Annotated in this window: 10 protein-coding genes and 1 tRNA gene; 6 read left to right on the forward strand and 5 right to left on the reverse strand. The window is 38.2% G+C overall.

Translation table 11 applies throughout. The annotated features are described in order from the left end of the window. The 5 genes from BUA16_RS17285 to BUA16_RS17305 form a co-directional block, all read left to right on the forward strand. A partial coding sequence (locus BUA16_RS17285) for a T9SS type B sorting domain-containing protein (RefSeq protein WP_143150551.1) occupies positions 1-3,129 on the forward strand: 3,129 nt, incomplete at its 5' end. A gap of 21 nt (positions 3,130-3,150) precedes the next feature. Continuing rightward, positions 3,151-4,101 (forward strand): PorP/SprF family type IX secretion system membrane protein, encoded by a 951-nt coding sequence (locus tag BUA16_RS17290; protein ID WP_072765977.1) that lies wholly within the window; start codon positions 3,151-3,153, stop codon positions 4,099-4,101. A 98-nt stretch (positions 4,102-4,199) separates the two neighbouring features. Then, a complete protein-coding gene (gene folB / locus BUA16_RS17295) occupies positions 4,200-4,556 on the forward strand; it encodes a dihydroneopterin aldolase (protein WP_072765978.1) in 357 nt (118 codons plus the stop codon). 52 nt (positions 4,557-4,608) lie between these two features. After that, positions 4,609-4,679: transfer RNA gene (locus BUA16_RS17300), tRNA-Cys, on the forward strand. 1,024 nt (positions 4,680-5,703) lie between these two features. Continuing rightward, positions 5,704-8,085 (forward strand): TonB-dependent receptor, encoded by a 2,382-nt coding sequence (locus BUA16_RS17305; RefSeq protein WP_072765979.1) that lies wholly within the window; start codon positions 5,704-5,706, stop codon positions 8,083-8,085. 278 nt (positions 8,086-8,363) lie between these two features. Here the strand turns inward: BUA16_RS17305 and BUA16_RS17310 are convergent, their stop codons facing one another. The 3 genes from BUA16_RS17310 to rnr all read right to left on the reverse strand — a co-directional run bounded on the left by BUA16_RS17310 (position 8,364) and on the right by rnr (position 12,071). Then, the gene (locus BUA16_RS17310; RefSeq protein WP_072765980.1) at positions 8,364-9,032 is read right to left on the reverse strand and encodes a LysE family translocator; all 669 of its coding nucleotides are present in this window, start codon (positions 9,030-9,032) and stop codon (positions 8,364-8,366) included. Between the two features lie 14 nt (positions 9,033-9,046). Next, positions 9,047-9,730, reverse strand: coding sequence for a head GIN domain-containing protein (locus BUA16_RS17315; RefSeq protein WP_072765981.1), 684 nt, complete (start codon positions 9,728-9,730; stop codon positions 9,047-9,049). A gap of 151 nt (positions 9,731-9,881) precedes the next feature. After that, entirely contained in the window at positions 9,882-12,071 is a 2,190-nt protein-coding gene (gene rnr, locus BUA16_RS17320; RefSeq protein ID WP_072765982.1) for a ribonuclease R, read from the reverse strand. 749 nt (positions 12,072-12,820) lie between these two features. On the opposite strand from rnr, the gene BUA16_RS17325 reads away from it, so the two are divergent. Next, on the forward strand, positions 12,821-13,252 hold the full coding sequence (locus BUA16_RS17325) for an RpiB/LacA/LacB family sugar-phosphate isomerase (RefSeq protein ID WP_072765983.1): 432 nt from the start codon (positions 12,821-12,823) through the stop codon (positions 13,250-13,252). Between the two features lie 3,246 nt (positions 13,253-16,498). On the opposite strand, the gene BUA16_RS17330 is transcribed toward BUA16_RS17325, so the two are convergent. Both BUA16_RS17330 and BUA16_RS17335 read right to left on the reverse strand, forming a co-directional pair. After that, positions 16,499-16,681, reverse strand: coding sequence for a hypothetical protein (locus tag BUA16_RS17330; protein ID WP_072765984.1), 183 nt, complete (start codon positions 16,679-16,681; stop codon positions 16,499-16,501). A gap of 148 nt (positions 16,682-16,829) precedes the next feature. After that, positions 16,830-17,035: ATP-binding protein (locus tag BUA16_RS17335; RefSeq protein WP_178338916.1), on the reverse strand; the 206-nt coding region annotated here is incomplete at its 5' end.

Here is a 17,035-nt window from a genome sequence, read left to right on the forward strand (position 1 = left end):
ACCACCCAGAGCAGTAATCTGTTTACGGGCTTGGCAGCGGGCAACTATGATATTACCGTAAGTTCCGATAGGGGTTGTGACTTTACAGAAACCATCACCATTACAGAACCATTACCGCTTTCCGTAACTTCTAGTCAAACCGAATTTAACTGTAAGCCAGATAATTCCGTATCAGAAGTAACCATTACGGCAAGCGCGAATAACGGAACCGCTCCTTATTTCTATAGCATAGACGGTACCAATTTCTTTGCTACCAATAGCTTTACGATAAAAGATACCGGAATGGTCCAAAATATTACCCTTTCGGTAAAAGACCAAAACGGTTGTATGGCCACAGAAAGTTTAACGGTTAATCCATTGCCAAAAATAACGGCAGTAGACGTTTCTCAACTCACTGAAATAACATGTACCAATCCCGAAACAATTCGTTTGACGGTTACTGGAGGATCGGGCGACTTTACATATGAACTGTTACCTAACGGTCCGTCGCAGAATGTGGTGAGCCAAACGGCCGACTTTGATCTAACGACCCCAGGGACCTATGTTTTCCGGATCACCGATAATAGTACCGGCTGTACCTTTACCACGGCTCCTTATGAGATTGCTCCTTATGATACCATCGATGTGTTGGCCACGGCCACAAAACCAGTAAGCTGTTTTGGAGGTACTGACGGAGCCCTAGAAATAAATATTAGCGGTTATTCCGGTGCCTATTCTTATGAGGTCTATACGAGCACAGGGATGCAAATAGTACCGGCAACGGCTGCCAATACCACCACGAATCCGTTAACCATCGGTGGTATCCCAGCAGGAAATTACAGGGTGATCATTACCGCTACAGAGACTCCTTTCTGTACCACCACATCCAATACGGTAACTATTGCATCGCCCAACAGCCCCTTGGCAATATCGACCAATATTTCGGCGCCCTTAACCTGTACCGAGCTTGGCGAAATAACGGCCAATGCCAACGGAGGATGGGGCAACTATACCTATGCTATTTCCCAGGGAACAGCTCCAATGCCATCCGATTTTACCACTAATAATGTATTTAGCGGTCTATCGGCAGGAACCTATGAAATCTATGCCAGGGATATCAACGGATGTGAAGTATTTAGGACAGAGACCTTTGTACAACCAGCTCCTATTACTGCCACGGCAACGGTAAATGCCAACAATTTGTGTACAGGCGATTTTGCCGGATCTATTACCGCCAATGTTACTGGTGGAGGAAGACCGGCCTTAGATGCTACGGCCAGCTATAATTATATATTGAACTATTTGGATGTAGGAACCTCCTCTGCCCCACAGCTGGCCAATACCTTCACCAATTTGCCAACCGGTAACTATTCTATTTCAGTTACTGATGGGTGGAACTGCGATGTTACTACCTCAGTGGTGCTTATCAGTGAACCAACGAAGGTAACCGCATCCCTAGCGATCACCAATGTAAACAGCTGTACGGTAGGTGCAGACCTAAGGTTGACGGCAACAGGAGGAACAGCTCCTTATAGCTACAGCGCTAACGCTTCCGGGGTATTTAGCCCAATGGCCGGAAATTCCGTAAACATTACAAACCAAGCTGTTGGATCTTATCAATATTACATTAAGGATGCCAACGGATGTATTTCTCCCCTTTCTAATAAAGTAACCGTCGATGCCATTCCCAACTTGCAAATTACAGCAACCAAGGTGGTCGATGTCAGTTGTTTTGAAGAAACTACCGGTGTCATACAGCTAAAGGCCATTGGAGGTTTGGGCAGCTATTCTTACTCCCTATTGGCACAAGACCAGTTGACGGTTGTAAGAGGTCCGCAAAGCAATGCCGTCTTTAATAATTTGGCCGCGGGAACCTATTATATCCAGGTAGACAGTAAGGATTGTACCGACAGGGAGCAAGTGGTTATTAGCGAAGGAAACCCATTGACCACGAACACCCCAATTGTAACCAATCCTATGTGTGCCGATGGTTATGGAAGCATTGAAGTAGGTTTAACCGGAGGAACCGGCGTGTACCAATATGCCATATCCCCAAATTTAAACCAGTTTGATACCAAAAATAAATTCACCGATCTGGCACCGGGATCTTATACGGTCATTGCTCAAGATTCCAAAGGTTGTAAGCCATTTGTCTTTAATTTCGACATTGTAGCACCCCTACCTTTAGAAATGAGCGCTACTGCGGTAGAACCGGAACTTTGTGTTGGCAGTGAAGACGGGTCTATTAGGGTTGCCATCCAGGGTGGAACGGCCCCATACAGAACCAGTATCAATTCTATGACAGAAAGCGACTTTGTGGTGGGCAGAACGCAGTTTACCAATTTGGCCAGCGGCACCTATGCCATCCTAGTTAGGGATGCCCAGGGCTGTGAGACCAATATAGCGGTGACCATAGAAGCAGGCGTAAACTTAAATGCTACCATAACTCCTTCTTACGGATGTGAGGACAACAGTCCTACTAACGCTATTTCCTTGATGTTGGAAGACCCTAGCGTTGCACCAGAGCTTATGTATGCCCTAGACTCCACAGATCCGGAAGACATGGTCCTAGAGCCTAATTTCACGAACCTGGGCCCTGGGAAACATTATGTAGCCATAGCCCATAGCAATGGATGTATACAAACTTTCGATTTCGAAATAGACCAAATAGATCCCTTGGCACTTGTATTGGAACAAAAGACCATCAACCAAATTACGGCCGGCGCCAGTGGTGGGTATCCAGAGTACACTTACCTATTCAACGGGAAGGAAAGTAACAGCGGAAACACCTTCTACATAAGGGAAACAGGTACCTATACGGTGACGGTGATCGATGAAAAAGGTTGCGAAACCACTGCCGATATCTTTATGGAATTCATAGATATTGAAATCCCGAATTTCTTTTCGCCCAATGGCGATGGCCAAAACGATTTCTGGGCTCCGAAGAATTTAGAAGGCTTCCCAAAAATACTAACAGTAGTATTTGACCGTTATGGTAGGAAGGTTTACCGAATGGGCGCCAATGATAAAGGCTGGGACGGACTTTATAAAAACACCGAACTGCCTTCAGGAGATTACTGGTATATCATAAAGCTCAAAGGAGAAAATGACGACAGGGAGTTTGTAGGCCATTTTACCTTGTATAGATAAAGAATTTAATTTTCAAGAAAAATGATTAAAAGAGTAATACCCCTGATGTTTCTTTTAAGTATCCTAATCTCATCAGGACAGGAACTTAATTCGCCACAACTTTCCCAATATTTAGCAGATAACCCCTTTGTGCTATCTCCTTCTTATGCCGGAATTGGCGATCATATTAAGATCCGAATAAACGGTCTGGCGCAATGGGTAGGAATTAAAGATGCCCCCAGGACCCAATCTTTCGCTGGCGATATGAGACTTGGAGAAAAATCTGGGGTCGGACTCTTTTTATACAACGATTCTAACGGCTATACCAAACAAAAGGGAGCGCGACTTTCTTTTGCCCATCATTTGACCCTGGACCGGTACGAGGACGAATTTTTATCCTTTGGCCTCTCCTATAATTTCAACCAGTTTAGAATAGATATAGAAAAGTTTACCGATGCCGGCTTCGATCCCGGAGTAACCAATGACAGAGCTACCGACAACCACAACTTTGATATCGGAGTGCTTTATCGTAAAAACAATTTTTACCTAAGCGTAAATGCCTCCAACCTGATCAATAAGGACATCAACCTTTTCGATCCTATTTATGAACCAAATACCCTGAGAAACTTTTACCTCTATACAGGGTATCGTTACAAGCAATCCAAGGCCAGCAATTTGGAAATAGAGCCTTCCATGCTCTATAAACTTTTTGAGAGCGACGGAAGGTCCGAGGCAGATTTAAACCTGAAATTTAGATGGTACGATTTTCAAGATTATTACTATGCCGGACTCAGCTATAGGTTTTTAAACGATCAGATTGGGAAACCACACTATGTGGCCCCTTTGGTAGGTCTTAAAAAAAATAATTTCTACTTTGGATATTCCTATCAGATTATCTTAAACGAAATTTTGGGATACAGTACCGGTACCCACGTCATTACCATCGGTGTAGATTTATTCCAGGGGATTAGCAACTGTAGGTGTACCTATTAAGAGCAGCTAACAGCAAGTCTTGGCCATTTCAAATTAGCGCATTTTATAATCCACAAATAAAAGGATTGCAGTAAGTTTGTATAAAATTTATTGAAAACGTGGGAAAGGTAGAAGTTAGTAATATAAGGGTATATGCCCATCATGGCTGTTTAAAGGAAGAAACTATTATCGGTAGCGATTACCGTGTAGATGTGGCCGTAAAGGCCTCCCTACAAAAGGCTGCCAAATCGGATCAACTTGTACATACGGTCGATTATGTCCTGATCAACCATATTGTAAAAGAAGAAATGAAGGTTCCTTCCAAACTTTTAGAGCATGTGGCAGAACGAATTATAAAAAGAATTTTCAAGGAAAGTAAGATGGTAAGGACGGCCAAAGTAGCTGTTACCAAGATAAATCCGCCTATCGGAGGCGATGTTGCCGAGGTAACGGTAACACTAAAATCTAAAAGATAATGATTTTAAGTTTTTGATAGTTAAAAAAATTATTACATTTGCACAACGAAAGGGCATTGTGGCCGAGTGGCTAGGCAGAGCTCTGCAAAAGCTTGTACAGCGGTTCGAATCCGCTCGATGCCTCTCTAAAACCTTAACTTTAATTAGTTAAGGTTTTTTTTATGCCTCTAATTTAATGGGCGTTCCCCTATCGGGTCGCGCTTTCCGCTATATCTTTTTTAAACGCCTAGGCCGTCCAAAAAAGGATGCCGCTGCAATCCCTAACGCGATAATCAATGAATAATAATCAATTTGGCAATAAACAATGAAAAAAGTAAAGGGTGAACGGTAGGTCAGTATTCAGTCGCCACTAATCGGTAACCAGTAAGCAGTAACCCGGCTAAATCGCGGGACTACCGGCCAATATGACATCGGCTAAATACTGAACAAATACATTTTTAGGCATATGATAGTGAACGCTGAACAGTAATCGGCGAAGTATATGAAATCTGTTATGAAGTTATCTTGTTATCAAGTTATGTCGTTTGGAAGTTTTCAGTTAGCAGTTAGCAATTAACAAAGGATCATAGAAAAGAAAGGACCGCACGGAAAATGCCACGACTTGCATCAGCAGTAAGGGGCCCCATATCAATTTACAATAAGCAGTAAACAATTAGCAACCATCTCATCATATTCTCCTTCCCCCTAAACGACAACTTATTGATTGTAAACTGTAATACAGTCCTTAGAGGCATAATTTCTGTCGTTTACAGAGCTATATTTTAATCAAGTCCATTATCTTGCTTCCGTTGATTCATAAAAATAAATGGAAAGAGTTGAATCATATTTTTAAAAGAAATGACCCTATAAAAACACAGCACTTAATTTAAACGGGTTAGGCCTTTTGGTTTTTAGAAAATTTCTTGGTTTAACCTTACTATTTGGACTCGGAACATAAAGTTACCTGCCCATTGGGCATTAAGTCCTTGAAATAAAGATCTTGGCCGCAATAATCTTCGTCCATATTTCTGATCCTTTTGAAATCATCAAAAAAGCGTTCCTTTATAGTGTTGGATGAATCACTCTTCTACTTACAGGACCTTACAAGTATTCAATAAATGTCCTGTTAATCAGAAAAAATGAATAGAAAACTAAAAAATATTATAAAATGAAGATTTTCATAAAAACCAAATTGTACGTACTATTCCTATTAGTTACAAGTGGTAACGTATGTGCTCAGGAAAAGGACATAGAAGTTTTCGGAAATTTAGTTGAAGAACAAACCTCCCAGCCCGTTCCATACGCTACCATTGTACTCAAGGACAATACCAACAACAAAATCATTACAGGTACTACCACGGATGATAATGGTAAGTTCCGTATTACTAGTTCCAAGACCGATTTCTATATAGAAATAAGTTTTATGGGATATCGAACCAAAACAATCACAGAGTTTTCAGTGTCAAATGCAATGGTCAATTTGGGAACTATTAATCTTGTCCCCGACAACCAAGCTCTTGATGAAGCCGTCATAACCGGGGAAGTTTCCAAAACAGTTTTCAAGTTAGATAAACGAGTGTTTAATGTTGGAAAAGATATTAGCAGCACGGGGGCAAGTGCTTTGGAAGTTCTTAATAATGTACCATCTGTAAATGTAAATATAGAAGGGGAAGTAAGCCTTCGCGGAAAGTCGGGGGTACAAATATTAATAAACGGAAAGCCTTCTGTTTTAGCCGACCAGTCTAGTAATGCATTGGGTACAATTACCGCCGATATGATAGAAAGTATCGAGGTAATTACAAACCCTTCCGCCAAATACGAAGCATCTGGCACTGCCGGAATTTTAAATATTATCCTCAAAAAGGAAGAGAACAAGGGATGGAATGGTTCTATTTCTGCAAATACGGGAACACCCGATAATCACAGTTTGGGAATAAGCCTTAATCGCAGAACAGAAGATTTTAACTTATTTGCGCAATTGGGTGCTGGGTATCGATCCTTACCGCAAGACAATAAAGCCTTCAATCGAAATTTAACCAACAAGGAGGTTGTGTTCAGTGAGGGCACTGCGTATCGCAATGAGGGATTTTTTAACCTTACCTTAGGTACCGACTATCATATCGACGAATTGAACGTACTAACCTTATCCGGAAACTTGGCGTACGAAATTGAAGACCAGCCCTCGGAAACCAATTTCAGATTTTTCAATTCGGAGAATGAGCTAGTCACTAGTTGGCTTAGGGATGAAACTACGGAGGCTACAAACCCAAAATGGCAATATGAACTGAACTATAAGAAGCAGTTTAAAAACAAGGAAGACCATACATTACAACTAAGCGCTTTGGGAACTTTCTTTGGAAAAGAGCAGTCTTCTCAATTTAAAAATACGACGATATCTGGGACAGATACTACTACTGACCAACAAACCGATACCAATTTCCAACAAGCTGATTACACCTTTAAAGTGGATTATACCAATCCTTTAAGCGATGTATATACTGTAGAAACCGGGGTACAATATGTAATGAACGATGTTGGAAATGATTATGAAGTGAGAGACCTAACACAGGGCGAATATATAGTAAATGAAGCCCTGACCAATAATTTTGAATACGATCAAAAAGTTCTCGGAATTTATGCTACAGGGGCCTATGAAAAGGAGAAATGGGGAATAAAGGCTGGCCTTAGACTTGAAAATACCCAGCTGAACACCCTCTTAACCAATACCGAAGAATTTAATGACCAAAATTTCACCGATTTTTTTCCCACTTTACATACTTCCTACAAAATAGATGATTATTTTTCGCTTCAAGCGGGCTATTCGAAACGTATTTTTAGACCAAGATTATGGGATTTAAATCCTTTTTTCAATATTAGAAATAATTTTAATGTCAGAAAAGGAAATCCAGATCTACAACCAGAGTATACAGATTCCTACGAATTGACCAGTATTTACAAGATTGGCAAAGCTTCATTGAGCTCAAGCTTATACCATAGCCATACTACGGATGTGGTAGAGCGTGTTTCTACTTTTGAAGATAACGTAACCTTTACTACTCCAGAGAATATTGGAACAAACGCTTCTTTTGGGTTTGAAACGAACGGTAAATACAGTCCCAACAAATGGCTTACGCTAACAGGAGATTTCAATTTGAACTACTTTGATAGAAAGGGAAGCTTTTTAGAGCAAACATTTGATTTCTCCGGGAACCGTTGGTCCTCAAAATTAGGTTCTAAAATTGGATTCCCCGCAGACATTGATCTAGAACTTACGGGAAACTATCAGTCTGGCTATAAAACTGTACAAGGAAAGCTTACCGGGTTTGCTTTTTTGGATATAGGGGTACGCAAGAAAATATTCAAGGGTAAAGCTATTGTAAATTTAGGAGTGCGAGACTTATTTGAGTCGCAAATTTCCGAACGCTTTGTATCAGAACCAACTTTTGAAACTTATGACTTTGGTCGGCGTGGACGTTTTATAACCTTCGGTATCAGTTACGGGTTTGGAAAAGGGGAAGCGATGACCTATTCGGGCGGCAGGAGGCGATAATCGACATAGATAAAATACCCCAAGCCGCCGATGTTAGTGCTTCATAATACCAACCTCAATCAAATTGGCACATTTTACATTGCTAATTAAATTTTGCGTTAGGGACCGCGGCGGCATCCCCGTAGCGAAGCAAGGGATATAGCCAAGGGCCCGCCCGACGAAGGAGGGAACGCCCAAATAATAAGGCTAAAAACATAGGGAGCAGAAAAAAACAAAACAGATTTGGAACAGTGCGGCACCTTATTTCTTAGCCAGAAAAAAGTACCGAAACTTCCCTCCTATTTTTCTTTCATGAGTTCTATTCCTTTCTCGATATTCAATTTATCCATCGGCAAAAATCCCTTGACAATCAATACCATGCCGCAAAGGATCAATATAATTCCCAGGCCTTTTTTTACCATAAGAATACGCTTTGAAGTCAGGTATTTTCGGAGTTGTTTTGCCAACAATATTTTTACGAGATCCGTAATAAAATACGCCCCCAGCATAGCGCCAAAAAATACCCAGATACGGTTGGGATCGTTGTCCAAACTCGGGCCTACGACAATGATAATTCCAAGCCAAAACACCAAAACGCCGATATTGATAAAGTTCAGTAAGAACCCTTTGACAAACAAACTGACATAATCGCCTTTGGTAACCCTTATCTTATTTTTCTTGTGCTTGGCATGTTTTTTAAAAATATTGGTGAGGCCGTAAACCAGTAAAATAACGCCTCCAAAAACATAGAGTCCCGGTTGATTGCTCAGGTTTTCCAACAGTTGAAAACTACTAAAATATGCCGCTGTTATAAAAAGAACGTCGGCCATTATCACTCCTATATCAAAACAGAGGGCTGCTCTAAAACCCTTTGTTGCACTCGTCTCTAGAAGCACAAAAAAAACAGGACCTACCATAAAACTCAAAAAAAAGCCTAGAGGTATCGCTGCCTGTACATCTTCTATCATAAAATTTAAATTCTTTACATTTTGGTTATTTTACCGCCAAAAACGGTTTTCTCATCCATTTTAGCGGGATTTCCGTACACCAAAACCTCGCCTCCAGCTTTCACGGTTGCCTTTACATACTCCGTGGCAAAAACGTCTGCCCTAGAACCGGCATTGACATTGACGGTACTGAATTTTGTATTGAAATTTTTCCCGTAATAGCTACCGCCAGTATTTATTTGGATATCCTGATTGTAGGATTTTCCACTGGTAGTAATAATTCCCCCTGTAACCGCTTTTATCAGTAATTGTTCTACCTGGGCATTTATATTCAGCTCTCCCCCTTCTTGCGCCTTTAACTCTAAAACCTTTTGTTTTATAGGCAATTCACAAGAAATACGGGCATCTTCATTTACGTCGATAACGACCAATTCCCCGCTATAGTACAAGTTTACAAAGGTACGATACCCACTGAAAATTTTCCCTACCTCCATGCGGAGTTTTAAAACGCCATCATTGTTTACAATGGCTACCTTGGTGGTATTGGCCCCGCTTATTACGGCCTTGTTCACATCAGATTTAATGAGGTTTACAGACAAGCCGTCAAAAGCTTTTATTTGGGAGAAGGGTTGTAATTCCTGAATTACTTTTTCATTTTGGGAACAAAGGGTTTGAAGACCAAACCCAAGGGCTAAAACACCTACGATTATTTGTTTCATCTGCTTAAATCTATAGTTTTAATAAGCCGTAAACCTACCATGTAGTTTACGACCAATCTGCTGTAGACATCACCTGGATACAAGAATTATTTAAAAGTCATGCACCAGGTGTAATCCTTCCATTTTTAAACAAATTCTATGCGAACAAAATTTATTTATTTTTTCCTAGAAGCGAAAAATCTAAATGTCGTTTAATTAAATCGGAGTTCTTTACCATCACGATTACCTCGTCTCCTAATTGGTAGGTTTTTTTGTGTCTTTCCCCTACAATGGCGTATTCCTTTTCATCAAAGGTATAATAATCATCTTTGATATCCCTAATACGGATCATTCCTTCGCATTTATTTTCTATAATCTCTACATAGAGTCCCCATTCGGTGACCCCAGAAATTACGCCAATAAATTCTTTGTCCTGGTGATCTTGCATAAACTTGATCTGCATATATTTTATAGAATCGCGTTCTGCATTGGCGGCCAAACTTTCCATGTCGGAGGAGTGTTTGCATTTATCTTGGTAAACATCTGCTTTTGCCGAGGCTCCCCCATCCAAATAATGTTGAAGCAATCTGTGCACCATCACATCTGGGTACCTTCTAATGGGCGACGTAAAATGGGTGTAATAATCAAAGGCCAATCCGTAATGTCCAATATTGTCCACGGTATAGATTGCCTTGCTCATGCTTCTAATGGCTAGGGTATCGACCAAGTTTTGTTCCTTGCGTCCTTTTACATCTTCCAGAAGCTTATTTAGAGAGCTGCTAATAGATTTTCTGTCTTTAAAGTTAAGGGAATGTCCAAAGCGGGATACAATGCCGTTAAGGGCCATTAATTTATCTTCATTGGGTTCGTCGTGCACTCGGTAGACAAAAGTTTTTTCCGGTTTGGGCTTTCCTATAAATTGGGCAACTTTTCTATTGGCCAATAACATAAATTCCTCAATCAGTTTATTGGCGTCCCTGGCTTCTTTAAAATAGACACCTACCGGTTCGCTATTTTCGTTCAGGTTAAATCGCACTTCCACCTTGTCAAAAGAGATGGCTCCTTCACCCATGCGTTGCTTCCGCATAATTTTTGCAAGGCGGTCCATGGTCAAGGTTGCGGCTACCACCTCGTCACTGACACTGTATGCTTTTTCGCGAATCGAAATTTCTTCCGGAATATTCCCGTTTTGATTTTCGATAATATGCTGCGCCTCTTCGTAGGCGAATCGCTCGTTAGAATTAATGACCGTTCTTCCGAACCACTGATCTTTTATCCGGGCCTTGTCATCAATTTCAAAAATTGCGGAGAAGGTATATTTTTCTTCATTGGGTCTCAGCGAACATGCGTTGTTCGATAAGACTTCTGGAAGCATGGGTACTACCCTATCGACCAAATAAACCGAAGTGGCCCTATTGTAAGCTTCCTCGTCCAAAATAGAATCTGGCGTCACGTAATGGGAAACGTCTGCAATATGGATTCCGATTTCATAATTTCCGTTCTCCAAAATTTTAAAAGAAAGCGCATCGTCAAAATCCTTGGCGTCTTTTGGGTCAATAGTAAAAGTCAGGGTATCTCGCAGATCCCTTCTTTTTTCTATTTCTTCTTTTTTAATGGAAGTATCTAACTGATTTGCGAACCTTTCTACTTCTACCGGAAATTCATAGGGCAAACCATATTCTGCCAAGATGGCATGGATCTCTGTATTGTGCTCCCCTGGTTTCCCCAACACTTCGGTGATGGTCCCAAAAGGGGAATCGGCCTTGTCTGGCCATTCGTCAATTTCTACAATTACCTTATCGCCATTTTCTGCAGTTCCGATTTTTTCTTTTGGAATAAAAATATCGGTATACATTCTGTGATCTGTAAGACGTACAAAAGCAAAACTTTTTTGCATCTCTACAATCCCCACAAAAACCATTTTATTTCGACTTATAATTTTGGTGATCTCGCCTTCTAGTTTTTTTCCTTTCCTCTTTGGAAAAATATACACCTCTACGGTGTCTTTATGAAAGGCTTTTTTTAACTTATTGAACGGAATAAAAACATCTTCGTCCAATCCCTCTACAATGATATAGGCATTTCCTCTTCCGGTGATATCTACCCTACCGGTATGGTATGATTTTGTGGAAGCAATAGCCTTGTAATTTCCACGGCTTTCTTCTACGATTCTTTTTTTCTCTTTTAGCGACACCAATTTTTTGATCAGATCGTTTCTGTCCTTGGTATCGGTAAGGCCAATTTTAGCAGCTATTTGTTTATAATTAAAAGCCTTTCCAGGTTCCTTTTCAAGAACTGTAAAGATTCCTTTTGTTATTTCGTTGCTTTTATTGTTTTGACCTTTCTTTTTTCTCTGCGACATTAATACTTATTATTTGTGGAAAATTACGAATTATAATCCATTGTCCCATCAAACTAGAATCAACTTACCGTAAAACTTCTGCATTGTTCTTATCAACAATTATATAATATACTATTTTCTTTTTATTAAAATTTAAAAAAAACTGGTGGATATTATTGTTTGTTAATAGTTGCAATAAAATTATGGTTGGAAATTAGTTTTACAGTATCTTTGGACTTTATTGACAAGTTATCCGAGGGGACTTTTATTATAAATCAAGTTCTTAACACAGTTATTAACACCTGTTGATAACCTGTATTAACATGAAATTTTTAATAAGTAAAGTTTAAATAATTGTTAACTACGAAAGCTTATCGTTTCATAACTTATTATTAGATTTTGAGAAGTAAATTATATTATGATGGTTTTGTTTTCTATAGGGAAATATAATCGAGAAATCAAAATTTACTATTTACTTTTTATCATCAGCTTGTTAACATTGGTGTTTTAAGCTTAAATAGCTAACTAACAAGCTTTTTCAGATTTTGTAAAAATTATGTTGTTAACAACCCTATTTGCGTAGTGAAATTGGACTTAGTTGTATATTAGTAATCAGCACATAACATCAAATAACGGCCTGCTCAAAGCCTTGTCATCCATAAATGATTGGAGAATAAAAAAGGCCCAATATCTACTAAAAATACGGTCTTGGAGCATTGTTAATATCTCTCAAAAAATCTTATTCCAGAACATAAACTAGTACATTAAAAATGAAAATAGCCATCGGTAACGATCATGCGGGTACAGCATATAAACATGCTATTGTCGAACTTTTAAATTCGATGAATATAGAGGTCACTAATTATGGGACAGATCAATCGGAAAGTGTTGATTACGCGGATTTTGTACATCCGGTTTCCAAGGATGTAACAGCGGGAATAGCCGATCTTGGAATCATCATTTGTGGTAGCGGAAATGGGGCCTGTATGACCGCTAATAAGCACCAAAAGGTAAGGGCTGCCCTTTGTTGGACAACTGAAATAGTAAAACTGGCAAAAGAGCACAATGATGCCAATGTATTGGGAATACCGGCAAGGTATGTCTCTTTACCCCAAGCATTGGATATGGTTGCTACCTTTATAAACACAGCTTTTGAAGGGGGGCGTCACCAAAACCGTATCGAAAAGATTCCTTGTGTATAGCAAATTATTAGTATAAAATATTGATAGACAGTTCTTTTGTATCGATTGGATTTAAAATGAAAGTCTGCCGTAAGTTCAGAAATGGGATTCCCGATTACAGGGGAATCCCATTTCTTATTTACGGTTGTTTTATATTGTTTTAAAGCCTGTTGATAACCTGTTAATAAGCTGATTGTCAGTTTATTGTAAAAGTATACTCAAAGGTCGGTATTTTCAGGCCTTTTGGTAGATATATAGGTATAAGAGTTCGATTGCTAGCTTATATAAGGATGATATTTTATTTTCTTTGAGCCCTTAAAACTGCTCTTATCCGGTCTCTCGATGATGAACCATATACGGTAATAGGATAGGTTTTCTGGTATACAACTATAGCTTTAAAGGTATTTCCCAACCTATGGAATAGCGTGATAAACAACCCTTATTTTTAAACTTTTCCTCAGATAAGGTACAGGTTTATAGTCAGAAATTAGGCCGATATTTATGGTTTTTTATGGACTGCTAAACGCGTATAAAAGAGCCTTGTTTAGAGGGTATTTAACGTTCGAAATAAGCCTTATTTAAAGCTTATTTATGCCCTTTTTTGCGGCTATATTTTAGGTGTTTTTAGATGGAATAAACCATTATAAACTGTCTGATTTTGGATTGTAAATTGGGCGTTTGGTACGGCTGTTTCTGAATTGTTTTTTGATGCTAAATGTTTTTTGGTAGGTCCATTTTTACAAAATTTAGGCTGGTATTCTTGGTTATTTCAAGTCGATTTTCAGGAGAAAATAGGAGGAGGGAAGCGGTAAATTTTTGAGGTCTTTACCGTTCATATTCATCAAAAATAGCGTTGTAATCATTTATTAAATTACATATAATGATATTTTTTAAGGGTGTTTTAACTGGATATAAAAGTATATTCTGTGATAAATAAAGAGGTATATACGCGGTGAATATGCCTGGATTTGAGGGGAGATTTTAATTTTTAAAGTTGAATTTTGGCCGTAGAAATACCAATTATTTTCTAAAATTTAAACAAAATTACAATCCGTTTTAGATCAATTTGTAAACCTATGATAGGTTGTATCCAGTATTTTATCAGCCGTTAAAAAATTGATTTATGGAAATTTTATTGGCCATAAACGAACCTATTTTTAGAAGAAATTAGAGATTTATTGCTTTGTGTTTCTACCAATAATCATGACAATTTGACGGAAATTACCCTTCTTAATTTTACTTTTTTGCTGCAATTTTAAAGTTATTTTGGGGTGTCTTTGTCCCTGATTGGAGTTTAATTACCTCTTATTAGAGTCTTTTTAACTAGGGTTTTGGACGCTATTTTTTCTTAAAAATGGAATTATTTTGAGGCTCTTATTAACTTAGAATTAATCTCAATTTTATCGAATTTTGGCTTGTTTTAGGGGCTTTAAAAACTCAATTTTAGTTCTAAATTCAACGAAAAATAGGGGTGTAATGGTGCTCCATTTAACTCTAAAATCGGCTATGGAAGGAGCTGAAATGGCACTAAATTTTATGGTAAAAAAGTGATTTTTGTAGCTTGAAAAGTTCTTTTTTTGGCAGTAATTTGAGCGTTGTTTTAGCTCCTATTAGTCTAATTCTAGGATTGGTTTTTGGGTCTTTTGCCAAGGATTTGAGCTAACTAAAATGCATTTTTTAGGTCTATTTTTTCCTTAAAAATGGATTTCTAATTCCATTATGGACCTTTTTTTTAGTAAAGCTACGTATAAATTTTAGTTGATTTTAGTGTAATTTGACCTTTAAAAAGAGTTGAATATTTATGTTTCTACAGCTGTTTTTATTCCAGAAATATTCCTTGATTTCGTTTAATATCTTTCAAAAAAATAAGTCTTATTAGGCTGGATGAACCCTATAATCCGACCATTTTTGATTCATATTTTAATGATAAAAGGGAAGTTTTTTCGGTGAGATTGAGGTCGGATCACGCATTTTTTTGACGGGTATATTTGTAAAATAAGCCCATATTAAAGGCTGGTTTCTGATTCTATTTTTCCGTTTTGAACGTCACTTTTTAGGGCTGTTTTAAGGAAAATGAAGTTTAAATTCTAGGATATATTGGGGTAGGTTGGACTTGAAATAGGTGATGTATTTATGTTTTTTTAGCTGGTTTTACATCTAAAAACGTTACTATTCAAAGGCCATCTGATCCCTAAAATTGAACCTTTTTTGATCCTTATTTTAGCTAAACGGGGGAAGTTTTTTAGATGTGAATTAGGTAAAATAAAGCAATTATTTGACGGGTAGATTTTAGAAAAAAGACATATTAAAGCTTGATTTTTGATTCTAATTTTCCGTTTTGAACGTCACTTTTTAGGGCTGTTTTAAGGAAAATAAACTTTAATTTCTAGGATATATTGGGGTAGGTTGGACTTGAAATAGGTGATGTATTTATATTTTTTTAGCTGGTTTTACATCTAAAAACGGTACTATTCAAAGGCCAGATGATCCCTGAAATTGAACCTTTTTTGATCCTTTTTTTAGCTAAACGGGGGAAGTTTTTTAGATGTGAATTAGGTAAAATTAAGCAATTATTTGACGGGTAGATTTGAGAAAAAAGGCATATTAAAGCTTGATTTTTGATTCTAATTTTCCGTTTTGAACGTCACTTTTTAGGGCTGTTTTAAGGAAAATAAACTTTCATTTCTAGGATATATTGGGGTAGGTTGGACTTGAAATTGGCGATGTTTTTATGTTTTTTTAGCTGCTTTCGCACCAAAATCCTTTCTCTAACTTTCATTATTTTTTTAAAAGAGGAACGATTTTAAGGTTTGGTCTTTCTTTTAAGCAGACTAGTTTTAATACTTACTTTGGGGACGGGAGTGGCATTTCAATATTTATTTTAGCAACGAACAGAAATATTTTAAGGAAAAAGTTGATTAACTGGGCCATTTTTCTGAGCCGTATTCTAGTTCAAGAGATTCTTTAGATACACTTTTATAGGGAAATTTTAAATATAGTCAGCTTGGTATTTTTCTGTGTTTAACATTTGGTGGAATTACATAGTGTTACATATTTATTTTTGTTTTTTTTCAACCAATAATCTTTCTTACTCCCAAAAAATAGAAACTATTTTACGGATGAGGGGATGTCCTACATGTGACAATTCGTTAAAGCTAATGAAGATACCAATTTTTTAGATTGCGAGGAATGGGGTTCGTAAGGACCATATGAACCAAAAATTCCCAACGCTTGGGTCAGGAATTTTCATAATTTGTTGTTCAGATGCTATAATTCCGCTAAGGTATACTTTAAGGTAGCTGTATACTCTCCGGCCTTTATTAGGGAGAAGTTATCGGTTTGTTCTATAGAATAGGTCAATCGAAAACCTTTTGCGCCATTCCCTGTGTATACACTTTTAATGCCGTCAATCAATTTAATATTGTCACCGATTTCAGTAGTTGCACCCAATTTTACTTCTCCAAAAACAAACTCACCACGAGAATTTTCATCACTTCCATTGGGTACAAATGTGGATATTATGGTGATGCTGACCCCCTGTTCTGGCCATACTGACCCCTCTAAGGATTTTGGTCAAAAAGATAAGTTAATGACAATATTACAGTTTTTTTCTTAGACTTTCTCCCTTTAATTCTATTCGATGGGAAGTGTGTACCAATCTATCTAAAATGGCATCGGCGATGCTTGCTTCCCCAATAATATCATACCAGCTTCCCACAGGTAGTTGACTGGCGATAATGGTGGACGATCTTCCATGGCGGTCCTCAATAATTTCCATCAGGTCCATTTGTTGTTTTCTATCCA

It is taken from the genome of Arenibacter nanhaiticus (assembly GCF_900141935.1).
Taxonomy (GTDB): Bacteria; Bacteroidota; Bacteroidia; order Flavobacteriales; family Flavobacteriaceae; genus Arenibacter; species Arenibacter nanhaiticus.

Excerpts from the sequence above, each read along its gene's own strand:
- BUA16_RS17325 (WP_072765983.1), top strand. The coding sequence starts at position 12,821 with ATGAAAATAGCCATCGGTAACGATCATGCGGGTACAGCATATAAACAT.
- rnr (WP_072765982.1), bottom strand. The coding sequence starts at position 12,071 with ATGTCGCAGAGAAAAAAGAAAGGTCAAAACAATAAAAGCAACGAAATA.
- BUA16_RS17315 (WP_072765981.1), bottom strand. The coding sequence starts at position 9,730 with ATGAAACAAATAATCGTAGGTGTTTTAGCCCTTGGGTTTGGTCTTCAA.
- BUA16_RS17290 (WP_072765977.1), top strand. The coding sequence starts at position 3,151 with ATGATTAAAAGAGTAATACCCCTGATGTTTCTTTTAAGTATCCTAATC.
- BUA16_RS17310 (WP_072765980.1), bottom strand. The coding sequence starts at position 9,032 with ATGATAGAAGATGTACAGGCAGCGATACCTCTAGGCTTTTTTTTGAGT.
- BUA16_RS17305 (WP_072765979.1), top strand. The coding sequence starts at position 5,704 with ATGAAGATTTTCATAAAAACCAAATTGTACGTACTATTCCTATTAGTT.